Here is a 23,763-nt window from a genome sequence, read left to right on the forward strand (position 1 = left end):
GATCATATATCGGTGATGAATGTTTATACACGCCGAGAATAGGCTAGGTAAATTATCCGCGCTGTTCTAGCATCGATTGCATGATCTGAACAACCTCTGCCTAAAGAAGGTAATTGCTCATGGATTTCGCTTATTCGCCCAAGGTGCAAGAACTGCGTGAGCGCGTGACCGCGTTCATGGACACTTACGTTTACCCGGCCGAAGCCGTGTTCGAACGCCAGGTTGCCGAGGGTGATCGCTGGCAGCCGACCGCGATCATGGAAGAGCTCAAAGCCAAGGCCAAGGCTGAAGGGCTGTGGAATCTGTTCCTGCCTGAGTCGGAACTCGGCGCTGGCCTGACCAACCTTGAATACGCACCGCTGGCAGAAATCATGGGCCGCTCGCTGCTGGGGCCGGAACCGTTCAACTGCTCGGCGCCGGACACCGGCAACATGGAAGTGCTGGTGCGCTACGCCAACGAAGAGCAGAAACAGCGCTGGCTCGAACCGTTGCTGCGCGGCGAGATCCGCTCGGCGTTCGCCATGACCGAGCCGGACGTGGCCTCGTCCGACGCCACCAACATGGCCGCCCGCGCCGTGCGTGATGGCGATGAATGGGTGATCAACGGCAAGAAATGGTGGACCTCCGGCGCCTGCGATCCGCGCTGCAAGATTCTGATCTTCATGGGCCTGAGCAACCCTGACGCACCGCGCCATGCGCAGCACTCGATGATCCTCGTGCCGGTCGACACCCCCGGGGTGAAAATCGTCCGCCCGCTGCCGGTATTCGGCTACGACGATGCACCGCACGGCCACGCCGAAGTGCTGTTCGACAACGTGCGCGTGCCTTACGAAAACGTCCTGCTCGGCGAAGGTCGCGGCTTCGAAATAGCTCAGGGTCGCCTAGGTCCAGGGCGGATTCACCACTGTATGCGCTCGATCGGCATGGCTGAACGTGCGCTGGAATTGATGTGCAAACGCTCGGTGAGCCGCACCGCGTTCGGCAAGCCATTGGCGCGTCTGGGCGGTAACGTCGACAAGATCGCTGACTCGCGGATGGAAATCGACATGGCGCGCCTGCTGACCCTGAAAGCGGCGTACATGATGGACACCGTCGGCAACAAAGTGGCGAAGAGCGAGATCGCGCAGATCAAGGTCGTCGCACCGAACGTGGCCCTGCGGGTGATCGACCGGGCGATCCAGATCCACGGCGGGGCCGGGGTTTCCAACGATTTCCCGCTGGCCTATATGTACGCCATGCAGCGCACCCTGCGCCTGGCCGACGGCCCGGACGAAGTGCACCGCGCGGCAATCGGCAAGTTCGAGATCGGCAAGTATGTGCCGAAGGAAATGCTGCGCAGCGGTCATTAAGACCGCGTCGCCGGCTTCGCGAGCAGGCTCGCTCCCACATTAGACCGCATACCAAATGGAAGAATGCGATCACTGCGGGAGCGAGCCTGCTCGCGAAGGGGCCAGCCCATTCAGTCCATCAACATCAGGCTCAATACACCCAAACCTCAACCCGCCGATTCTTGATCCTGCCTTCATCCGCACTGTTCGCCGCCACCGGCATCAACGCGCCAAACCCGCGCACTTCGCGCATCACCACGCCGTTCTTCACCAATTCACGGCGCACCGCCATCGCCCGCAGCTTTGACAGCAGGTCGGCGCGGGCCGGATCGTCTTTCTCGTCGCCAAACCCCACCAGCGTCACCGCGCGCTCGGTCTTGTCGTGGCGCTGTATATAGTCGAGCACCCGCGCCAGATCCTGCCGCGCCTTGTTGTCGAGGCTGGCGCTGCCTTCCTCGAAACGGAAATTCACCGTCAGACGCTGGGCATGGCGGCTGAGGGATTGATAACCCTCGGGCATCAGCGCATTCGGTGTCACGGTCATCGCGTGCACGGTCTGGCTGATGAAGCCGTTGGCCGCGACAATCTTCTGGCCCTGTGGGCTTTGCGCAAACGCCACCAGTGCCGATGCCCACGGATTCTGGTTGCCCGGCGGCAGATAAAAGAACAGGCGCCGCGACAGCGGATAGTCCTCAGTGGCAATCAGGCTGTTGAGCGGCAACATCGATTGCGATGCGCCGTCGGCAATCGCCACGGCTTTGGCCTGACGCACATACGGCAGACCGATGAAACCGATACCCTGCGGATCACTGCTCACCGCGTCGGACAATTGCTCGCTGGATTCGAAGCGTTTCGCACTGGAACTCAGACTTTTCCCACGCCGACCCAGCACCAGTTCCTTGAACGTGTCGTAAGTGCCGGACTGATCATCCCGCGCATATAAATGAATCGCGCCGCCGCGACCGCCGAGGTCTTCCCAGGTTTTCACCTCACCGCTGAAGATCCGCGCCAGTTGCTCGGTGTCCAGTTGCTGCAGTGGGTTGCCGGGGTGAAGGATGATCGCCAGGCCGTCGATGGCAATCACCTGCTCGGCGGCGGCGCTTTTCAGATCGCCGAGCGCTTGCAGGCTGAGCAGTTCGCTGTCCTTGATCGGTCGGGAGGAGGCGGCGAGGTCGGCACTGGCGCTTTTCAGCGCAGTGAAACCGGTGCTGGAACCGTGGGCGGCGACTTCAATCACCACCCGTTTGCCTTGGGCAGTCTGGCCGACGATGTGTTGTTCGTTGGCGGCGTCGGGGTTCTCTCGGTGAATTTTCAGCAGGCCCTGGTCCTGCAGAAAGCCTTCAACCAACGCCGGGCCAAGGTCGGCGCCAATGGTGTTGGAACCCTGAATGCGCAATGCCGGGCCGTTTTCAGGGATGGGCAGGGTGGCGGCACTGACCGTCAGCCATGCACTCGACATAAAAGCGAACAGAACACGCAGGGTCATGCCGGCACCGAATCAAGCCAAGGGGATTGCCGGGGAGATTAAGTCAGGCGCATGACCAAAACATGACAGGGATCCAATGTAGGAGTGAGTCCGTGGTGAGGGGATTTATCCCCGATGGTTGGCGAAGCCGACCCAAAATCTTCATTTCGATCTACTAGAGACGACTGGGGCCGCTTCGCAGCCCATCGGGGATAAATCCCCTCACCACAGGCTCACTCGTACAGGGAGAAGCGTTGTGAATCAGCTCAGTTCAAGCCAGATCGGCGCATGATCCGACGGTTTTTCCATGCCGCGCAGTTCATAGTCCACGCCCGCATCCTTGACCCGCGGCAGCAAGCCGTGGGAGGCGAGGATCACGTCGATGCGCAGGCCACGTTTCGGTTCGTCTTCAAAACCACGGCTGCGATAGTCGAACCAGCTGAACATGTCGGTCACGTCCGGGTTCAAGTGGCGATAGCTGTCGGTCAGGCCCCAGTTTTTCAGGCGGGCCATCCACTCGCGCTCTTCCGGCAGGAAGCTGCATTTGCCGGTTTTCAACCAGCGCTTCATGTTGTCCGGGCCGATGCCGATGTCGCAGTCTTCCGGGGAAATGTTCACATCGCCCATCACCACCAGCGGCTGCTCGTTGTGGAACTGGCTTTCCAGCAGGGTTTGCAGGTCGCTGTAGAAGCGTTGCTTGGCCGGGAATTTGGTCGGGTGGTCGCGGCTTTCGCCCTGCGGGAAGTAGCCGTTCATGATGGTCACCGGCACGCCATTGGCGTCGGCGAAGGTGCCCCAGATAAAGCGGCGCTGCGCGTCTTCTTCATCGCTGGCGAAGCCTTTGTGGATCGCAATCGGTTCTTTGCGCGAAAGCAGAGCGACGCCGTAATGGCCTTTCTGGCCGTGGAAATAAACGTGGTAGCCCAGCGCACGCACTTCTTCCAGTGGGAACTGGTCGTCGTGAACCTTGGTTTCCTGCAGGCCGATCACGTCCGGCTGATGCTTTTCGATCAGCGCTGCCAGCTGATGCGGACGGGCGCGCAGTCCGTTGATGTTGAAGGAAACAATCTTCATGGTCGGCAGTCCTGGCAAAAGGGCGATGCTAGCTGACATGTGGGATGGGGGCCAGTGTGGGATGGGAGAAATCATTTTCATCTGTGGGATGTGGGTTGCCCGAGCTGACGCCATCGCGAGCAGGCTCGCTCCTACAATTGGAATGCGTACCCCCTGTAGGAGTGAGCCTGCTCGCGATGGCGGCCGCCCAGTCGATGAAGATCCCGAGTTGGTCTATACCTGTGGGGAACTGCGCCACCCGCAAAAGGTTCGTACCATCAAGAGCGCAGTCATTTGAGCCGCGCCCCGGGGAGAATCACCGTCATGCCTGAAACCCAGACCGCCATCGCCGACATCCACATGCTCGACCGCGGTTACTCGCGCGAAGCCCGATCACTGCTGTATCAGGCCTATCGCCACGAGCCGACCTTCGGTTACCTGTTCGAGGCCGAGCGGCCGGGCTACGAGCAGCGCGTGCGGGCCACGGTGCGCGAACTGGTCAAACAGCATTTTCTGCAGGATCAGCCGGCCATCGGCCTGTTGGTCAATGACCGTCTGATCGGCATCGCCCTGATTGCGCCGCCGCAGCGTCGTCTGGGCATCACCGAAAGTTGGGCGTGGCGCTTGCGCATGGTGCTCAGCACCGGATTCCGCTGCACCCGGCGCTATCTGGAATATCACGATGCGGTGGCCGCCTGCGTGCCCAGCGCCTCCGTGCACATGCTGCCGCTGCTGGGGATTCATCCGCAGTTTCAGGGCAAACACTTCGGCGAGCAGTTGCTGACCGCCGTGCATAACTGGTGCGCAGTGGACGAAACCTCGCAAGGCGTGGTGCTCGACACCGGCAACCCGCGCTACCTGGAATTCTATAAACGCCAGGGCTACGAAGAGATCGGCGAAGTGGCCGTCGGCCCGGTGCGCGAGCACGTGTTTTTCCACGCCAATCCGCAGGTGTTACAAACTGCAACGGCTTAGCCATAGAACTTTTTCGGAAATTTCCTGTTCTATCACGCTCCCAAGCCCGTGATAGCATCCGCGCCTATGAAGTTTCCAGGAAGATTTACCAGTGGCGTGCTCATGCTGTTAACCAGCTGCGCGGCGCTGGCGCAAAGTGAATTGGACGTGCGGATCAAACCGTCCAACGACGAACTCAAGGCCAATATAGAAGGTTATATCGGCAGCCTCGGCGACCGTGACGAACAAGCCTTGCTGCGCTTCAGTCGCGGGGCCGAGGAGCAGGCGCGCAAAGCGGCGCAGGCCTTGGGTTATTACCAGCCGCAGATCGACAGTGACGTGAAGGGCGGCGAAAAACCGCGCTTGGTGCTGAACATCGATCCTGGCGAGCCGATTCGTCTGCGCAACGTCACCATCCGCGTCGACGGGCCTGCCGCCTCCCTCAAATCCTTTCGTGTGCCGAGCAGTGACACGCTCAAGTCCGGCGCCGTGCTCAACCATGGGCGTTATGAAGACGCCAAACGCCTGATCCAGAACCAGGCCTCGCGCTTCGGCTTTTTCAGTGGCCATTTCACCAGCCAGAAACTTTTGGTCGACCCGCGTGCCGGGGTGGCCGACGTTGAATTGATCTACGACAGCGGCCCGCGTTATGCGCTGGGCAAAGTCAGTTTCGAGGGCGATACGCCGTTCGACGAAGACCTGCTGCAACGCATGGTGCCGTTCAAGGCTGGCGATCCGTATGACTCCGAGCTGATCGCCGAACTCAACCGCGACCTGCAATCGAGTGGCTATTTCGAAGGCGTGCGCGTCGATGCGGCGCCGACGGCGGCGAAAAACGATGTGATCCCGGTCGACGTCAAACTCGACACCCGCAAACCACGCACCATGGGCCTGGGCCTCGGTTATTCGACCGACGTCGGCCCACGGATCAAGGCCAACTGGACGCGCCACTGGGTCAACCCGCAGGGCGACAGTTACGGCTGGGAAGCCGAGTTGTCGGCGCCACGGCAGAACGTCGGGTTGTTCTATGACATCCCGCTCGACCCACCGCTGACCGACAAACTGCGTTGGGCCGGTGGTTATCAATTTGAAAACATCGACGGCTCGGACACCCTGAGCAAGCTGCTGACCTTCGGCCCGGAATGGCACAGCAAGTTGCCCAGCGGCTGGCAGCGAGTGATCTCGCTGAAATGGCAGCGTGAAGAATATGAACTTGGCGACGACTCCGGCCTGAGTACCTTGTTGATGCCCGGCATCAGTTACTCGTACCTGAAAAGCGACAACCGCATCGACCCGCACAACGGCTATCGCCTGACCTTCGAAAGCAAAGTGGCGAAAGAAGGCCTTGGCTCGGACAACAACCTTTTATATGGCACGGCGCTCATCAAGGGCCTGACCACGGTGTTCGACAACCACCGCTTCCTCGGTCGGGTGCAGGTCGGCGGCAGCGCCACCAACGGTTACAACTCGGTACCGCCGTCGCTGCGTTTCTTCGCCGGCGGCGATCAAAGCGTGCGCGGTTACGACTACCAGAGCCTGTCCCCGGAAAACTCCAAGGGCGACCGCATCGGCGGCCGCTACATGGTGGCCGGCAGCGTCGAGTATCAGTACTCGATTGCCGAGAAATGGCGGGTCGCGACCTTCGTCGACCAGGGCAACTCCTTCAACAAACTCGAACTGCCGAACCTCAAGACCGGGGTCGGTATCGGTGTGCGCTGGGTCTCGCCGGTGGGGCCGATTCGCCTCGACCTGGCCCACGCGCTGGACGACGACGGCGGCATCCGGCTGCACTTTTCCATGGGGCCTGAGCTGTGAAGCGTGGTTTGAAAATAGCGGCACTGACACTGCTGGCGTTGCTGTTGTTAATTGTATTGAGCATCAGCGCGGTACTCGGGACGCAGGCCGGCAGCCGTTGGGCGCTGAGCCTGGTGCCGGGTTTGAGCGTGGAGAATTTCCAGGGCCGTCTCGGTGGCCAATGGAGCGCCGATCATCTGCTGTGGCAGCAGGACAGCAGTCGCGTCGAGCTGAACAAGGCAATCTTCGCCTGGTCACCGCTGTGCCTGACCCGCATGACTTTGTGCATCGAACAGCTCAAGGCCGATCAGGTCATTCTGCAATTCCCGCCGAGTGAAGAAACCACTGAAAGCGGCCCGATCAAACTGCCGGATCTGCAACTGCCGGTGGCCATCGAACTCGGTGACGTACAAGTCGGCAGCCTGTTGTTCAACGGCAGCGAGCAGCTCAAGGGCCTGCAACTGGCGGCGCACTGGACGGCCCAGGGCCTGCAGATCGACAGCGTGAAACTGCAGCGCGACGACCTCAGCCTGAATCTCTCCGGCCTGCTGCAACCGACCGGCAATTGGCCGCTGAACATCGCCGGTGACCTGAGCCTGCCGTCCCCAGGCACAGGCCCCTGGACGCTGGCGTTGAAAGTCGACGGCGATCTGCTGAAAACCCTCAACCTGCATGCAGACAGCCGTGGCTACCTCGACGGCCAGTTGAGCGGCGAACTGCAACCGCTGGCGGAAAATCTGCCGGCCAAGGTGCGCATCACCTCCGAGGCGTTCAAACCCAGCGCCGATTTGCCGGACACCCTGCAACTCAATCAATTGGTACTGACCGGCGACGGTGACCTGAAAAACGGTTATCAGCTCAACGGCAACGCCACGCTGCCCGCCGATAAAGGCCCGGTGGCGCTGCTGCTCAAAGGCAAGGTCGATGCCAGCGGTGCGCAGATCGCCGGCCTCGACCTGACGGCTAACGACAAACAAAGCCTCAAGCTCACCGGCAGCGTTGACTGGAGCAAGGGCCTCACGGCTCAGGCCAACATCAACTGGCAGGATTTCCCGTGGCATCGGCTGTATAACGAAATCGACGAGCCGCAAGTTGCCTTGCGTACCTTCACCGGCGAAGTCTCCTACACCGACGGTCAGTACCTCGGTAACTTCGCCGCCGACCTCGATGGCCCGGCGGGGGCGTTCAGCCTGAGCAGTCCGTTCAGCGGCAGCCTGAAACAGATCGCCTTGCCGCAATTGAAAATGGAAGCCGGGCAGGGCAAGGCCGAAGGTCATGTCAATGTGCAGTTCGCCGACGGCATCGCCTGGGACACGGCGCTGGATCTCTCTGCGCTGAACCCGGCGTACTGGGTTGCGGAGTTGCCGGGCACCCTGGCCGGGCCGCTGCGCAGCAAAGGCGAAATGAAGAACGATCGCCTGAGCCTCAGCGCCGACCTCGACCTCAAAGGCAAATTGCGCGGGCAACCGGCAATCCTCCAGGCCAAGGCCGACGGTGCCGGTGAGCAATGGAACCTCAACGCCCTGCAAATCCGCCTCGGCGATAACAGCATCAGCGGCAAGGGCAGCCTGCAACAGAAACTCACCGGCCAGATCGACATCAAACTGACGCGTCTGGCCCAGCTCTGGCCGCAGCTGCGGGGGCAGGTCACGGGTCAGGTCAACGTTGCCGGTACGCTGAAAGTTCCGCAAGGCAAACTTGATCTGCAAGGTTCGCAACTGGCGTTCCAGGACAATCGCCTGCAAAGCCTCAACCTCGACGCCACGCTCGACAGCGCGCAACGGGCGAAGATCGACCTCAAGGGCAGCGGCATTCAGGCCGGCGACACCAACCTCGGCGTGTTGACCGCCAGCGCGCAGGGCGACATCAAGAGCCAGAAACTCAACCTCGACCTGCTCGGGCCGAAGCTGAAACTGGCCCTTGGCCTGGACGGCAATCTGGACAAGGGCAACTGGCGCGGTCGTTTGGCCAGCGGCGATATTCAGGCCGGCGGCCAGGACTGGAAACTGCAGAGCCCGGCCAAACTCGAACGTCTGGCCGACGGCAAGATCAACTTCGGCGCGCATTGCTGGATGTCCGGCAATGCCAGTCTGTGCGGTGAAGACCAGCGCCTGCTGCCCGAGCCGAAACTGCGTTACCACCTCAAGCAGTTCCCGATCGAAAGTCTGGCGCAATGGTTGCCGAAAGACTTCGCCTGGCAGGGCAAGCTCAACGCCGATCTGCAACTGGACCTGCCAGCCAGCGGCCCGAACGGCGTGGTCAGCGTCGACGCCAGCGGCGGCACCTTGCGCATGAAGGAAAAGGATCAGTGGCTGGACTTCCCGTACCAGACCCTGAAGCTCACCAGCAAACTCACGCCGAAGCGCGTCGATACCGAACTCAACTTCGTCGGCGGCAAACTCGGCGAGTTGATGGTGCAGGCGCAGCTCAATCCGTTGCCGAAAAACAAACCGCTGAGTGGTTCTTTCCGTCTCAGCGGGCTGGACCTGTCGGTGGCGCGGCCGTTTGTGCCGATGGTCGAGAAACTGACCGGGCGCCTGAATGGCAGCGGCACGATTTCCGGCGGGCTGCTGGCGCCGCTGGTCAACGGCACCGTGCAACTCAGCGACGGCGAAGTGTCTGGCGCCGAGTTGCCGATGGAGTTGCAGAATCTGCGACTCACCGCGGTGATTGCCGGCGAATCGGTGCGCCTCGACGGTGGCTGGAACAGCGGCAAGAGTGGGCAGGGCAGCCTGAACGGTAACGTCGCCTGGGGCCAGGCGCTGGTGGTCGATCTGGCGCTCAAGGGCACGCAATTGCCGGTCACCGTCGAGCCGTACGCCAAGCTGGAAGTGGCGCCGGACCTGAAGATTTCCATGGCCGGCGATGAGCTGAAAATCGCCGGCAAGGTACAGGTGCCGCGAGGCGAAATCACCGTGCGTGAACTGCCGCCATCGACGGTGAAAGTGTCCGACGACACGATCATCGTTGGCGCGCAGACCGAAGAGGGCAAACCACCGCTGGCGATGAAAATGGACATCGACGTGGTGGTCGGCGAAGACAAACTGAGCTTCGCCGGGTTCGGCCTGACCGCCAACCTGCAAGGTCACGTGCACATCGGCGACAACATGGACACCCGTGGCGAGCTGTGGCTCAACGACGGCCGTTACCGCGCCTATGGCCAGCGCCTGAACGTGCGTCGTGCGCGGCTGCTATTTGCCGGCCCGATCGATCAGCCGTATCTGGACATCGAAGCGATCCGCCAGACCGACGACGTGATCGCCGGTATCCGCCTGAGCGGCAGCGCCGAGCAACCGACCACGCAAATCTTCTCCGAACCGGCGATGAGTCAGGAGCAGGCGTTGTCCTACCTGGTACTGGGACGTCCGCTGAGCACCAACGGCGAAGACAACAACATGCTCGCGCAAGCAGCATTGGGTCTGGGCTTGATGGGCAGTTCCGGGGTCACCAGCGGCCTGGCCAAAGACCTGGGGATTCAGGACTTCCAGCTCGACACCCAGGGCAGCGGCAACACCACCAGCGTGGTCGCCAGCGGTAACATCTCCGAGAAACTCAGCCTGCGTTATGGCGTCGGCGTGTTCGAGCCAGCCAACACCATCGCGCTGCGTTACAAGCTGAGCAAGAAGGTATATGTCGAAGCCGCCAGCGGTGTCGCCAGTTCGCTGGATATCTTCTACAAGCGCGATTTCTGAGAACGTGGCCAATAGCCGGGTCGTGACGCTGCGATCCGGTTTTTCCAGGATGTATTAGACTCACCGAACCCTCAAAACCTTGCCGGTTGCGCCTATGGTCCGCTTGAGTATGGTCTTGCTCGGTAATGACTTTGTCCGCAAGCGTTGGTCAGCACTGGCGCTGACCGGCATTGTCTGGGGCGCGGCCGGGGTGGCGATCTTCATCGATGCGCTGGATGGCGTTTTGTATTTCCCGCTGCATCTCTTCGGCTATCTGTTGTTGCTCGAAGCGCTGATCCTGCTGCTGGTGCCTGCACCGCAGACCGGGACCGCTGCGGCCCTGCGTAAAGCGCGAGGTCTGGCGTTTCTCTTGCTGGGGCTGCTGATCGTTGACCGGCAACATGCTGCCGGGCTGATTCTGGCGGTGCTGTTTGGCGGGGCTTTCATCGTCGATGGGGTCTTCAGGCTGGCGGCTGCGGTGGTGGTGCGCTTTGTCGGCTGGCAGGTGTCGCTGCTGGCGGGGTTGTTCGAACTCGGCTTTGGCGTGTTTATCCTTGAGCCGTATCCGACGCTATACAAGGGCACGGTGCCGTTCTGCATCGGCATGAGCCTGTTTCTCTCGGGCTGCGCGTTGTTGCGCCAAGCCGTGCGCTTCAGGCACCTGCCGCCGCTGAAAAACCCTGTTGCGCCCAGTGCGCCGGCCAGCAGCGACGCATTGGTCATTCATGTCTGGACCCCCAGCGGCACCGTTGATGACACTCTGGTGCGCAACCGTCTGCTCAATCGCTATATCGCCGCAGTCGATATCAACGGCGTGATCTCGGCTGGCCACGCGGCACTGGAATGTGGCCCGGAGATTTACATCAGCCATTACCCGCTGGACGACATCGATCGTTCGGCGGGGGATTTCGTGCGGTTACTGCGGGCGACGCCGAACAACGATGTCGCCGGGCGGTTTCTGCCTGACTATGCGGGGGAGGTGGCGGACTGGTGCCCGTCTTCGGTTCGGGTCAGTTTTGCTCACTACGACGCCCGGCGGTTGCAGGCGTTCTGGAGCGAATATCGGCAGAACAGCACATACAACCTCACCAGCCGCAACTGCTCGAGTGCCGTCGCTCACAGCCTCGAAGCAGCCCTTGAAGGGGCGATGAATCGCGGGCATTCGAGCATGCTCGATTTCGCCAGAGTGGTCCTCAGCCCCGAGTTCTGGGTGGCGGCGCAGGTGCGTAAACGCGCTGAAGTGATGGCCTGGACGCCCGGTCTGGTGCTCGATTACGCACGGGCGCTGCATGCCGCCATCGAGCCGGCACCGCCGGGCTGGCACAGCATGTATGCGGTGATCAAACGCGCCTGCGGTTATGCAGTGACTGCTTTGCGCGGGCGTGAAGTGCATCCCCTCCAGCCGCCGGCTGTGCATCCTTCCGACAAATCCTGACCGACGTTACACCGAGTCGCTGCCTTCGCGAGCAGGCTCGCTCCCACATTGATCCATGTATGCATGAGATCCCTGTGGGAGCGAGCCTGCTCGCGAAAGCGTCAGTGCGGGCAACACAAAAACCCACTCCACTGGTCAACTAATTACAAAGCAACCTAACTATTACGTTGACATTCGCTGCCTAGGCAGTAACATCTCGACATACATTCACTGCCTAGGCAGTTATTAGGTGAGCACATGAAGCATTTCACCCCGGACGAATTCAAACATTGCCATCTCGGGCTGTTGCTCGGCCGCGCCGCGCTGCTCAAGGACCGGATCATCGACACCCACATGGAACCCCACGGCATCACCGCCGCGCAGTTCAAGGTGTTGATCATCATGGCCCAGTTCGGCGTCGACACCCCGGCCGAGCTGTGCCGGCATTTGTCGCTGGACAGCGGTTCGATGACACGCATGCTCGATCGTCTGGAGCAGAAAGGTTTCCTGGCTCGCCAACGCAGCGAAGGCGATCGCCGTCAGGTGCAACTCAAGCTCACCGAGCAGGGCCAGCAACTGGCCGATCGCCTGCCCTACATCGGTGCCGATGCGATGAATGAACTGGCCGGCGCCATCTCCCGCGAAGAGCTGAAAACCCTGGAATACATCCTCAAGAAAATCCTGCTGGCAGCCGGTGACCCGATCACTATCCAGCGGTTAGGTGAACACAATGAGCGGTAAAACCTTGCGCAGCAGCCTGACCCTGGTGCTGTCGGCGATGATCCTCGCCGGCTGCGCCAATTACAGCGGCCTCGACACACAGGGCAAAAACCTCGACGCGAAAAGCCTGAAAGTCGGCCAGTCGCTCAACGGCGTGACTCTGTCGCCGGCGGCATGGCCGAAGAGCGACTGGTGGTCCAGCCTCGGCGATCCGCAACTCGACGGGCTGATCCGCGAAGCGCTGCACGACAACCCGGACATGCAGATCGCCGAAGCACGCGCGCATCAGGCCAGCGCCGCCGCGTATGCCGCCGATGCCGAACGCTATCCGACCCTCGACGCCAGCGCCGGCATCAGCCGTTCGCGCCTGGCCAAGGATCAGGACCCGCGAGGGCAGGGCGATGCCTACGCCACCGTGCGTAACGTCAGCGCCGGTTTCAATTACAACTTCGACCTGTGGGGCGGCCAGCGTGATGCCTGGGAAGCTGCACTCGGTCAGGCTCGCGCTGCCGAAGTCGACCGTCAGGCCGCGCAATTGACCCTCGCCGCCGACGTGGCCCGCGCCTACAGCGATCTGGGTCAGGCGCATATCGTTTACGACCTGGCCAACGACGATCTGAAACGCACCAAACAGATGCTCGATCTGAGCCAGCGCCGCTTGAGTGCCGGGATCGACAGCCAGTACCAGTTCCAGCAAACCCAAAGCCTTGAGGCCAGTTCCGAAGCCAGCCTGATCGACGCTGAAAAACGTCTGAACAGCGCCAAGATCGCCCTGGCCGTGCTGCTCGGCAAAGGCCCGGATCGCGGCAACGAAATCGCCCGGCCGAAAGTCCTGCAAGCCAGCGCCGTGGCGGTGCCGTCGGTGCTGCCGGCGGAGCTGCTCGGTCGGCGTCCGGATCTGGTCGCTGCGCGCTGGCGCGTAGAAGCGGCGAGCAAAGACATCGACTCGGCGAAAACCCGCTTCTATCCCAACTTGAACCTCACGGCCTCGGCCGGTGCCGAATCCTTGTTGGGTGACGCGATGTTCGGGTCGGCCAGTCGTTTCTTCAGCATCGCCCCGACCATTTCGGTGCCGATCTTCGACGGTGGACGCCTGCGCGCCAACCTCGATGCGCGCGACGCCGATTACGATCTGGCGGTGGCGCAGTACAACAAAAGTCTGGTGAAAGCCCTCGGTGATGTCAGCGACACGATCAACCAGTTGCGTGACATCGGCCGGCAGATCGGCGCGCAGCAGCACGCCACCGAGATTGCTCAGGATTCTTACAACACCGTCGTCCAGCGTTACGGTTCCGGCATCGGCAACTACCTGGACGTGCTCAGCATCGAGCAGCAATTGCTGCAGGCCCAGCGTCAGCTGGCCAACCTCAATGCCGAGCAGATCGACCTGTCGATTCAACTGATGCAAGCGCTGGGCGGCGGCTTTCAGGGTGAAACCCTGACCGCAGCCAACGCCACCCCAGCCACGTCGCACAACTAATTCAGGTATTTGTCATGGCCACTGCCGAAAACACCCAAACTCAAGCCAACACCCCCGACACCGGCAATCCGCGCAAGCGCAAATTCATGCTGCTGGTGCTGGCCGTCGTGGTCCTGCTCGCCGGGGCCGGCGTGTGGGCGTATCACGAATTCATCGGGCGCTTCAACGAAAGCACCGACGACGCCTACGTCAACGGCAACGTCGTCGAGATCACGCCGCTGGTCACCGGCACCGTGGTCAGCATCGGCGCCGACGACGGCGATCTGGTTCACGAAGGTCAGGTGCTGGTCAACTTCGACCCCAACGACGCCGAAGTCGGCCTGCAAAGTGCTCAGGCAAAACTGGCGCGTACCGTGCGTCAGGTGCGCGGCCTGTACAGCAACGTCGATGGCATGAAAGCCCAGGTCAACGCGCAACAGGCTGAAGTGCAGAAGGCTCAGGACAACTACAACCGCCGGAAAAACCTCGCCGCTGGCGGGGCGATTTCCCAGGAAGAACTGTCCCACGCCCGCGACGACCTGACCTCGGCGCAAAACGCCCTGGCCAACGCCAGGCAGCAACTGAAAACCACCAGCGCGCTGGTCGATGACACCGTGGTTTCGTCGCACCCGGACGTGATGTCCGCCGCTGCCGATCTGCGTCAGGCGTACCTGACCAACGCCCGCAGCACGCTGATCGCGCCAGTCACTGGTTACGTCGCCAAACGCACCGTGCAACTCGGTCAGCGTGTGCAGCCGGGCACCGCGCTGATGGCGGTGATTCCGCTGGATCAACTGTGGATCGACGCCAACTTCAAGGAAACCCAACTGCGTGACATGCGCATTGGTCAACCGGTGGACATCGAGTCCGACATCTACGGCAGCAGCGTGAAATACAGCGGCACCGTCGACAGCCTCGGCGCCGGTACCGGCAGCGCGTTCGCCTTGTTGCCGGCGCAGAACGCCACCGGTAACTGGATCAAAATCGTGCAGCGTGTGCCGGTGCGGATTCACATCAACGCCGAAGAACTGGCCAAGCACCCGCTGCGGGTCGGGCTGTCGACCAACGTTGAAGTGAACCTGCACGACCAGAGCGGCCCGGTGCTGGCCCAGCAACCGCCGCAAAAGGCCTCGTTCAGCACCAACGTCTACGACCGCCAACTGGCCGAAGCCGACGCGATGATTGCGCAACTGATCCACGACAACAGCGCTGCGGTGAGCAAGACCGCGCAACGCTGACCCCTTTCCCCCTGTGGGAGCGAGCCTGCTCGCGAAGGCGGTTTTCAATTCAACATCTTTGTTGGCTGAACAGCCGCTTTCGCGAGCAGGCTCGCTCCCACAAGGGCGGCTGCGTCTGAAGGGACGCAGTGTCAACCCGGTTCCAAAGGATTCACAATGAGCAATAACGCCTCTTTCACGCCGCCCAGCCTGTTGCTCAGCACCATCGGCCTGTCGCTGGCGACGTTCATGCAAGTGCTCGACACCACCATCGCCAACGTGGCGCTGCCGACCATTTCCGGCAACCTCGGGGTGAGTTCGGAGCAGGGCACCTGGGTGATCACCTCGTTTGCCGTGAGCAACGCGATTGCGCTGCCGCTGACCGGTTGGCTCAGCCGCCGTTTCGGTGAGGTGAAGCTATTTTTGTGGGCCACCATTCTGTTCGTGCTGGCCTCGTTCCTCTGCGGTATCTCCACCTCGATGCCGGAACTGATCGGCTTTCGCGTGCTGCAAGGCCTGGTGGCCGGGCCGCTGTACCCGATGACGCAAACCCTGTTGATTGCGGTCTATCCCCCCGCGAGGCGCGGCATGGCCCTGGCGTTGCTGGCGATGGTCACGGTGGTCGCGCCGATTGCCGGGCCTATTCTGGGTGGCTGGATCACGGACAGCTACAGCTGGCCGTGGATCTTCTTCATCAACGTACCGATCGGCATCTTTGCGGTGATGGTGGTGCGCTCGCAACTGGCCAAGCGCCCGGTGGAAACCAGTCGGCAGCCGATGGACTACGTCGGTCTGATCACGCTGATCATCGGCGTCGGCGCGTTGCAGGTGATCCTCGACAAGGGCAATGACCTGGACTGGTTCGAATCGAACTTCATCATCATCGGCGCGGCAATTTCGGTGATCGCGCTGGCAGTGTTCGTCATCTGGGAAATGACCGACCAGCATCCGGTGGTCAACCTGCGCCTGTTCGCGCATCGCAACTTCCGCATCGGCACGCTGGTGCTGGTGTTGGGTTACGCCGGGTTCTTCGGCATCAACCTGATCCTGCCGCAGTGGCTGCAAACCCAGATGGGTTACACCGCGACCTGGGCCGGTCTGGCGGTGGCGCCGATCGGCATTCTGCCGGTGCTGTTGTCGCCATTTGTCGGCAAGTACGCGAACAAGTTCGACCTGCGCCTGCTGGCCGGTCTGGCGTTCCTCGCGATTGGCCTGAGCTGCTTCATGCGCGCCGAGTTCACCAACGAGGTGGACTTCCAGCACATCGCCCTGGTGCAGCTGTTCATGGGTATCGGCGTGGCGCTGTTTTTCATGCCGACCCTGAGCATCCTGATGTCCGACCTGCCACCGAGCCAGATCGCCGACGGCGCAGGCCTTGCGACCTTCCTGCGCACCTTGGGCGGCAGCTTTGCCGCATCGCTGACCACGTGGATCTGGATCCGCCGCGCTGATCAGCACCATGCGTACATGAGCGAAAGTATCAGTACCTTCGAACCGGCGACTCGCGAGACCTTGAACCATTTAGGCGGCGCGAGCCAATCGGCTTATGCGCAGATGGATCAGATCCTCACCAGCCAGGCGTACATGCTCTCCACCGTGGATTACTTCACGCTGTTGGGCTGGGGCTTTATGGGGCTGATTCTGATTGTGTGGCTGGCGAAGCCGCCGTTTGCGGCGAAGGCCGGGCCGGCCGCTAGCGGTCACTGATCTGCAACGCGATTCAATGTGGGAGCGAGCCTGCTCGCGAATGCAGTGTGTCATTCAGCACTGAGGTGTCTGATACACCGCTTTCGCGAGCAGGCTCGCTCCCACATTGGTTTTTTGTTTGGTCTTTAGATGGTGGGGGCCGGCAGGGCTGGCGGCGGAGCAAAGTCGAACGGTGCCAGGGCATACCCGTTCTCATCCACCTGCAACGCCCAACCCTGACGATCCCAGTCACCCAGCACAATCCGCTTAGCTGCCTGCTCGCCGAGCTGCAGCTTGTGGATCGCCGGACGATGGGTGTGGCCGTGAATCAGGGTTTTCACCGCGTATTGCTGCATGATCCGCGGAATTTCCTCAGGCGTGACATCAACAATGTCATTGGCCTTCATCCGCGTCTGCGCGCGGCTTTCGCTGCGCAGCTTGCGCGCCAGTTTGTGGCGGGTGCTCAGCGGCAGGTGGCGCAGGATGAACAAGGTGATCGGGTTGCGCAGGTAGCGCCGCAGCTTCATGTAGGCTTCGTCGCGGGTGCACAGGCTGTCGCCGTGCATCAATAACACCGGTTCGCCGTAGAACTGCACGACACTCGGATCCTTCAACAGCGTACAGCCGGCTGCTTTGCAGAAAGCCTTGCCGAGCAGGAAGTCGCGATTGCCGTGCATCAGAAAGATTGCCGTGCCGCTGTCGCTCAATTGGCGCAGGGCCTGGCAGATGGAACGCTGGAAGGGCGTCATGGCGTCGTCGCCAATCCACGCCTCGAAGAAGTCGCCGAGGATGTACAACGCACTCGCCGAGCGGGCGCGTCCGGCGAGCAAATCCAGAAACGCCCGGGTGATGTCCGGGCGCTCCTCTTCCAGATGCAAATCTGAAATCAGCAATATCACGCTTCGATGATCTCGGCTTTCTCGATGATCACGTCGTCTTTCGGCACGTCCTGGTGACCGGCCTTGGAAGTGGTGGCCACGCCTTCGATCTTGTCGACGACGTCGGTACCGGCAACCACTTTACCGAACACGGCATAACCCCAGCCCTGAGCGGTCTTGGCGGTGTGGTTGAGGAAGCTGTTGTTGGTGGCGTTGATGAAGAACTGCGCCGAGGCCGAATGCGGGTCCATGGTGCGGGCCATGGCAACGGTGTACTTCTCGTTCTTCAGACCGTTGTCAGCTTCGTTCTGAATGCTTGGGCTCTTGTCTTTCTTTTCCTGCATGCCAGGCTCGAAACCGCCGCCCTGGATCATGAAGCCCTTGATCACGCGGTGGAACACTACGTTCTCGTAGTGACCTTTCTTGACGTATTCGATGAAATTGGCAGCGGTGATTGGCGCTTTTTCCGCGTCCAGTTCGATGACGATGTCGCCGTAGTTGGTGGTCAGTTTGACTTGAGTCATGATCGCTACTCTTTATAAGGAATTCGTGGTTCTGGGACATTCAGCCCCACAACCGGTTCAGCCTGCTTCGGCCAAGGAGCGCAGTTTAGCGTGACAGGCGCGAATTTCGAGGCTGTTTTTCCAAAACCCGTCGATTAAATGCACGCCTTTATAGGCCGCGCTCTGTCAGCCCCTTGACAGCATCGGCTATGATAGCGGCTTTGTTTTGTCTGGCCCCCTTTGCGGCCGCGCACATGTAAGTCAAGGATCCTATGAGCAAGCCCACTGTCGACCCTACCTCGAATGCCAAGTCCGGCCCTGCCGTGCCGGTCAATTTCCTGCGGCCGATCATCCAGGCAGACCTGGACTCGGGCAAGCACACCCAGATCGTCACCCGTTTTCCGCCTGAGCCCAACGGCTACCTGCACATCGGCCACGCCAAGTCGATCTGCGTGAACTTCGGCCTGGCCCAGGAGTTCGGCGGCGTCACGCACCTGCGTTTCGACGACACCAATCCGGCCAAGGAAGACCAGGAATACATCGACGCGATCGAATCCGACGTCAAATGGCTGGGCTTCGAGTGGTCCGGCGAAGTGCGCTACGCCTCGCAGTATTTTGACCAGTTGCACGATTGGGCCATCGAGCTGATCAAGGCCGGCAAGGCCTACGTTGACGACCTGACCCCTGAGCAGGCCAAGGAATACCGTGGCAGCCTGACCGAGCCGGGCAAGAACAGCCCGTTCCGCGACCGTTCGGTGGAAGAGAACCTCGACTGGTTCGCGCGCATGCGTGCCGGTGAGTTCCCGGACGGCGCCCGCGTGCTGCGCGCGAAGATCGACATGGCCTCGCCGAACATGAACCTGCGCGACCCGATCATGTATCGCATCCGCCACGCTCATCACCATCAGACTGGTGACAAGTGGTGCATCTACCCGAACTATGACTTCACCCACGGTCAGTCGGACGCCATCGAAGGCATCACCCACTCGATCTGCACCCTGGAATTCGAAAGCCATCGTCCGCTGTACGAGTGGTTCCTGGAAAACCTGCCGGTGCCGGCCAACCCGCGCCAGTACGAGTTCAGCCGCCTGAACCTGAACTACACCATCACCAGCAAGCGCAAGCTCAAGCAACTGGTCGATGAAAAGCACGTCAATGGCTGGGACGACCCGCGCATGTCGACGCTGTCCGGCTTCCGTCGCCGTGGCTACACGCCGGCGTCGATCCGCAACTTTTGCGACATGATCGGCACCAACCGTTCCGACGGCGTGGTCGACTTCGGCATGCTCGAGTTCAGCATCCGTCAGGACCTGGACGCGAACGCGCCGCGCGCCATGTGCGTGCTGCGCCCGCTGAAAGTCGTGATCACCAACTACCCGGAAGGTCAGGTCGAGAACCTCGAATTGCCGCGTCATCCGCAGAAAGAAGAACTCGGCGTGCGCCAGCTGCCGTTCGCCCGTGAAATCTACATCGACCGCGATGACTTCATGGAAGAACCGCCAAAGGGCTACAAGCGCCTGGAGCCGAACGGCGAAGTGCGTTTGCGTGGCAGCTACGTGATCCGTGCCGACGAAGCGATCAAGGACGCCGACGGCAACATCGTCGAGCTGCGTTGCTCGTACGACCCGGACACCCTCGGCAAGAACCCTGAAGGCCGCAAGGTCAAAGGCGTGATCCACTGGGTGCCGGCGGCTGCCAGCATCGAGTGCGAAGTGCGTCTGTACGATCGCCTGTTCCGTTCTCCGAACCCGGAGAAGGCCGAAGACAGCGCGAGTTTCCTCGACAACATCAACCCTGACTCACTGCAAGTGCTGACCGGTTGTCGTGCTGAGCCATCGCTTGGCAATGCACAGCCGGAAGACCGTTTCCAGTTCGAGCGCGAAGGCTACTTCGTCGCCGACATCAAGGACTCGAAACCAGGTCAGCCGGTATTCAACCGTACCGTGACCCTGCGTGATTCGTGGGGCCAGTGATTTAGCGTCAAGGAAATATAAAGTGCTGACGATCTACAACACGCTCACCAAGAGCAAAGAAGTCTTCAAGCCGCTGGATGGCAACAAGGTGCGCATGTACGTGTGCGGCATGACCGTGTACGACTACTGCCACCTCGGCCACGGCCGCAGCATGGTCGCGTTCGACCTGGTGACCCGCTGGTTGCGGTTCAGCGGTTACGACCTGACCTACGTGCGCAACATCACCGACATCGACGACAAGATCATCAATCGTGCCCGCGAGAACGGTGAGTCGTTCGACGCGCTGACCGAGCGCATGATCGCCGCGATGCACGAAGACGAAGCGCGCCTGAACATCAAGAAGCCGGACATGGAGCCGCGCGCCACGGATCACATTCCGGGCATGCACGCGATGATCCAGACCCTGATCGACAAGGGCTTCGCCTACGCCCCGGGCAATGGCGACGTGTACTACCGCGTCGCCAAGTTCATGGGCTACGGCAAGCTGTCGCGCAAGAAGATCGAAGACCTGCGCATCGGTGCACGCATCGAAGTCGACGAGTCGAAAGAAGATCCGTTGGACTTCGTCCTGTGGAAAGCCGCCAAACCGGGCGAGCCGAGCTGGGAATCGCCGTGGGGCGCCGGGCGTCCGGGCTGGCACATCGAGTGCTCGGTGATGTCCACCTGCTGCCTCGGTGAAACCTTCGACATTCATGGCGGCGGCAGCGACCTCGAGTTCCCGCACCACGAAAACGAAATCGCCCAGAGCGAAGCGGCCACCGGCAAGACCTACGCCAACGCGTGGATGCATTGCGGCATGATCCGTATCAATGGCGAGAAGATGTCCAAGTCCTTGAACAACTTCTTCACCATTCGTGACGTGCTCGACAAGTACCACCCGGAAGTCGTGCGTTACCTGCTGGTGTCGAGCCACTACCGCAGCGCGATCAACTACTCGGAAGACAACCTCAAGGACGCCAAGGGCGCACTCGAGCGTTTCTACCACGCGTTGAAAGGCCTGCCGAGCGTTGCTCCGGCCGGCGGCGAAGCCTTCGTCGAGCGTTTCACCACGGTGATGAACGACGACTTCGGCACGCCGGAAGCCTGCGCGGTGCTGTTCGAGATGGTGCGTGAGATCAACCGTCTGCGCGACAGCGATCTCGACGCGGCGGCCGGTCTGGCGGCACGTCTGAAAGAACTGGCGAGCGTGCTGGGCGTGTTGCAGCTGGAAGCCGATGACTTTTTGCAGGCGGGCGCTGAAGGGCGTGTCGATGCAGCTGAAGTCGAGGCGCTGATCGCTGCGCGTCTGGCGGCACGCGCCGGCAAAGACTGGGCCGAATCCGACCGCATCCGCGACCAGCTCACCGCCATGGGCGTGGTGCTGGAAGACGGCAAGGGTGGTACGACCTGGCGTCTGGCTGACTGATTGCCTGATCCGCTATAAAACAAAACCCGCCTTGTGCGGGTTTTTGTTTATGCGCATGGCTTAATTACTGCAGTGCCAGGGCTGATGCCTTCGCGAGCAGGCTCGCTCCCACAGTGGATCTTTGCGCGACACACATCCCCTGTGGGAGCGAGCCTGCTCGCGATTGACTGCGTAGCAGTCAGCTCTCCGCCTGCCGCAAACGCTTGTAGAGGGTATTACGGCTCACCCCAAGCCTGCGTGCCAGATGCGAAATATTCCCCCCGGCTGCTTTCAACTCGCGGTTCAACGCCTCCACATCATTCAGATCCAGCCCCAGCGGCTGCACGCTCTCCACCGGCTCCATCTCCAGATCGACAAAAAAGTCATCCGGCAAATGCTCCGGCCGCACCGGCTGTTCCTCGGCCATTGCCAGCGCCACCTGCATCACGCTGCTGACCTGACGCAGATTGCCCGGCCACGGGTGCCGCTCGAACAGCTCCAGCACTTCGCGGCTGAGTCCGGCCCATTGCGTCGGTTCACGATGCTGCTCCCACAGGCGTTTGAACAGCGCCTCTTTATCACTGCGCTCTCTGAGCGGTGGCAACTCCAGGGTCAGACCGCCGATGCGGTAATACAGGTCCTCACGAAACCGCCCCAGTTGCACTTGTTCGCGCAAAGAGCGGTTGGTCGCCGAGATGATCCGCAGATCCACCGGGAACAGCTCACTGCTGCCCACCGGTTGCACGCAGCGCTCCTGCAACACCCGCAGCAGCCGGGCCTGAGTCGGCAACGGCATGTCACCGATTTCGTCGAGGAAGAGGGTGCCTTTGTCGGCTTTGCGGATCAGGCCGATGCTGCCTTTCTGGTTGGCGCCGGTGAACGCGCCTTTTTCATAGCCGAACAGTTCTGATTCCACCAGTTCGGCGGGGATCGCCGCGCAGTTGACGGCGATAAATGCCTGTTTGCTTCTCGAACTGGCCTGGTGCAGGGCTTTGACGAAGACTTCCTTGCCGACTCCGGTTTCGCCGTGGATCAGCAGCGGAATGTCTTTCTCCAGCAGGCGTTCGGCCTGACGCACGGCTTTTTCCACCCGGCTGTCACCGAAGTGCAGGGTGCTGAGGCTGATGGCGCCCGCGGGTTTGAGCGACTTTTCGGCGCTCTTCGGTTCAGCAAATACCCGAGGCTGAACCGCTGCCTGTTGCGGGCGCTTCAGCAAACACTGAAAACGGTTGCGCCCGGAGGTCTGCAGGGCGAACGGCAATCCATCCGGCTGATTGATCAACTCCAGCAGCGACACGTTGAACAGGCTCTCGACACTGACCCGCGACAGGCGCACGCCGAGCAGATTGTCGGCGCGACGATTGGCCGACAGCACTTGACCGCTCTCGTCGAAAATCAACAAACCAGCCCACTGACTGTCGAGGTTGTTCAACCCGGTGTTGAACGTCAGTTGAAAGTGCTGGCCGTGGAACAGGTTGAGGATCAGCCGGTTCTCCACGGTCTGGCTCATCATCTTGACCATGCCCAGCGTGTGCGAGGGCGGCAGGTAACTGTCGCTGGACACGTCGAGCACGGCGATAACCTTGCGCTCGGCATCGAAAATCGGCGCGGCGGAACCGGTCATGAAACGGTTGGCTTTCAGAAAGTGTTCATCGTGCTCGATGTGCACCGCTTGCTCGCAGGCCAGCGCGGTACCGATCGCATTGGTGCCGCTGCAGCGCTCCATCCAGCTCGCCCCGGCGCGAAAACCCCGAGCCAGATTCGGCTCGATAAAGCGCTGGGTGCCCCAGGATGTCAGCACTTGGCCTTGATGGTCGGCGAGCATGATCAGGCAATTGGAGTTGCTGAGGATGTTCTCGTAGTACGGCAGCACTTCCTGATGGGTGGTCTGCACCAGCGCGTGGTGACGGTCGAGCAGCTGCGCGATGCCGGCGGCGGGCAATTGATCGAAGGCCGGGGCGCTCTGGTGGTCAAGGCCGAAGGCGCGGCAACGTTGCCAGGAGGTCTGGACGATCGCGTCGTGGGACAGCGGCGGGGCAGGTGCGGCCATGGTGGTGGGCCTCTGAAGGGCATTTTATTGTTGTTATGGCACTGCTTTCAAAACCAACACAGATCAAAACTGTGGGAGCGGGCTTGCTCGCGAAAGCGGTATATCAGACACATTTACATCGACTGACACACCGCCTCCGCGAGCAAGCCCGCTCCCACATTGGATTTTCATCGTTCACAGAATTTGCGCAAAAAGCGTTCATAGAGTGTTGTTC

General features: G+C 61.2%; 16 protein-coding genes. 11 read left to right on the forward strand and 5 right to left on the reverse strand.

The features are described 5' to 3' along the window. Nucleotides 1-119: 119 nt before the first annotated feature. Nucleotides 120-1,349: an acyl-CoA dehydrogenase gene (locus H043_RS0128315; protein WP_003223710.1), complete on the forward strand. Its 1,230-nt coding sequence runs from the start codon at nucleotides 120-122 to the stop codon at nucleotides 1,347-1,349. Nucleotides 1,350-1,479: 130 nt separating this feature from the next. Here the strand turns inward: H043_RS0128315 and H043_RS0128320 are convergent, their stop codons facing one another. Beyond that, the gene (locus tag H043_RS0128320; RefSeq protein ID WP_027614627.1) at nucleotides 1,480-2,814 is read right to left on the reverse strand and encodes a substrate-binding domain-containing protein; all 1,335 of its coding nucleotides are present in this window, start codon (nucleotides 2,812-2,814) and stop codon (nucleotides 1,480-1,482) included. Between the two features lie 240 nt (nucleotides 2,815-3,054). Next, nucleotides 3,055-3,867 carry an exodeoxyribonuclease III gene (gene xthA / locus H043_RS0128325; protein WP_027614628.1) on the reverse strand — a complete coding sequence of 271 codons (813 nt, stop codon included), beginning with the start codon at nucleotides 3,865-3,867 and terminating at the stop codon, nucleotides 3,055-3,057. A gap of 303 nt (nucleotides 3,868-4,170) precedes the next feature. Between xthA and H043_RS0128335 the strand changes: the two genes are divergently transcribed. The 8 genes from H043_RS0128335 to H043_RS0128370 all read left to right on the forward strand — a co-directional run bounded on the left by H043_RS0128335 (nucleotide 4,171) and on the right by H043_RS0128370 (nucleotide 16,782). Beyond that, on the forward strand, nucleotides 4,171-4,821 hold the full coding sequence (locus tag H043_RS0128335; RefSeq protein WP_027614630.1) for an N-acetyltransferase: 651 nt from the start codon (nucleotides 4,171-4,173) through the stop codon (nucleotides 4,819-4,821). A 66-nt stretch (nucleotides 4,822-4,887) separates the two neighbouring features. Beyond that, nucleotides 4,888-6,615, forward strand: coding sequence for an autotransporter assembly complex family protein (locus tag H043_RS0128340; protein WP_027614631.1), 1,728 nt, complete (start codon nucleotides 4,888-4,890; stop codon nucleotides 6,613-6,615). After that, complete coding sequence (locus H043_RS0128345) at nucleotides 6,612-10,286, forward strand: translocation/assembly module TamB domain-containing protein (RefSeq protein ID WP_027614632.1); 3,675 nt, start codon at nucleotides 6,612-6,614, stop codon at nucleotides 10,284-10,286. The genes H043_RS0128340 and H043_RS0128345 overlap by 4 nt, the downstream gene beginning before the upstream one ends. 94 nt (nucleotides 10,287-10,380) lie before the next feature. After that, the gene (locus H043_RS0128350) at nucleotides 10,381-11,700 is read left to right on the forward strand and encodes an HdeD family acid-resistance protein (RefSeq protein WP_027614633.1); all 1,320 of its coding nucleotides are present in this window, start codon (nucleotides 10,381-10,383) and stop codon (nucleotides 11,698-11,700) included. A 237-nt stretch (nucleotides 11,701-11,937) separates the two neighbouring features. After that, the gene (locus tag H043_RS0128355; RefSeq protein ID WP_027614634.1) at nucleotides 11,938-12,420 is read left to right on the forward strand and encodes a MarR family winged helix-turn-helix transcriptional regulator; all 483 of its coding nucleotides are present in this window, start codon (nucleotides 11,938-11,940) and stop codon (nucleotides 12,418-12,420) included. Beyond that, on the forward strand, nucleotides 12,410-13,879 hold the full coding sequence (locus H043_RS0128360) for an efflux transporter outer membrane subunit (protein ID WP_027614635.1): 1,470 nt from the start codon (nucleotides 12,410-12,412) through the stop codon (nucleotides 13,877-13,879). The genes H043_RS0128355 and H043_RS0128360 overlap by 11 nt, the downstream gene beginning before the upstream one ends. 14 nt (nucleotides 13,880-13,893) lie before the next feature. Then, nucleotides 13,894-15,096, forward strand: a complete 1,203-nt coding sequence (locus H043_RS0128365; RefSeq protein ID WP_027614636.1) for an HlyD family efflux transporter periplasmic adaptor subunit — start codon at nucleotides 13,894-13,896, stop codon at nucleotides 15,094-15,096. A gap of 156 nt (nucleotides 15,097-15,252) precedes the next feature. Further along, nucleotides 15,253-16,782, forward strand: coding sequence for a DHA2 family efflux MFS transporter permease subunit (locus H043_RS0128370; RefSeq protein ID WP_027614637.1), 1,530 nt, complete (start codon nucleotides 15,253-15,255; stop codon nucleotides 16,780-16,782). Nucleotides 16,783-16,907: 125 nt separating this feature from the next. Here H043_RS0128370 and lpxH read toward each other — a convergent pair whose 3' ends face one another. Both lpxH and H043_RS0128380 read right to left on the reverse strand, forming a co-directional pair. Beyond that, complete coding sequence (gene lpxH / locus H043_RS0128375; RefSeq protein ID WP_027614638.1) at nucleotides 16,908-17,660, reverse strand: UDP-2,3-diacylglucosamine diphosphatase; 753 nt, start codon at nucleotides 17,658-17,660, stop codon at nucleotides 16,908-16,910. Continuing rightward, a complete protein-coding gene (locus tag H043_RS0128380) occupies nucleotides 17,657-18,163 on the reverse strand; it encodes a peptidylprolyl isomerase (protein WP_027614639.1) in 507 nt (168 codons plus the stop codon). The genes lpxH and H043_RS0128380 overlap by 4 nt, the downstream gene beginning before the upstream one ends. Nucleotides 18,164-18,414: 251 nt before the next feature. Here H043_RS0128380 and H043_RS0128385 point away from each other — a divergent pair, with 251 nt between their 5' ends. Then, entirely contained in the window at nucleotides 18,415-20,115 is a 1,701-nt protein-coding gene (locus H043_RS0128385) for a glutamine--tRNA ligase/YqeY domain fusion protein (protein WP_027614640.1), read from the forward strand. Between the two features lie 22 nt (nucleotides 20,116-20,137). Then, nucleotides 20,138-21,520: a cysteine--tRNA ligase gene (gene cysS, locus H043_RS0128390; protein ID WP_027614641.1), complete on the forward strand. Its 1,383-nt coding sequence runs from the start codon at nucleotides 20,138-20,140 to the stop codon at nucleotides 21,518-21,520. Between the two features lie 178 nt (nucleotides 21,521-21,698). Here the strand turns inward: cysS and H043_RS0128395 are convergent, their stop codons facing one another. Beyond that, nucleotides 21,699-23,549 (reverse strand): sigma-54-dependent Fis family transcriptional regulator, encoded by a 1,851-nt coding sequence (locus H043_RS0128395; RefSeq protein ID WP_027614642.1) that lies wholly within the window; start codon nucleotides 23,547-23,549, stop codon nucleotides 21,699-21,701. Nucleotides 23,550-23,763: the final 214 nt, after the last annotated feature.

Source organism: Pseudomonas sp. URIL14HWK12:I6, from assembly GCF_000514195.1.
In the GTDB taxonomy this organism is placed as follows: domain Bacteria; phylum Pseudomonadota; class Gammaproteobacteria; order Pseudomonadales; family Pseudomonadaceae; genus Aquipseudomonas; species Aquipseudomonas putida_A.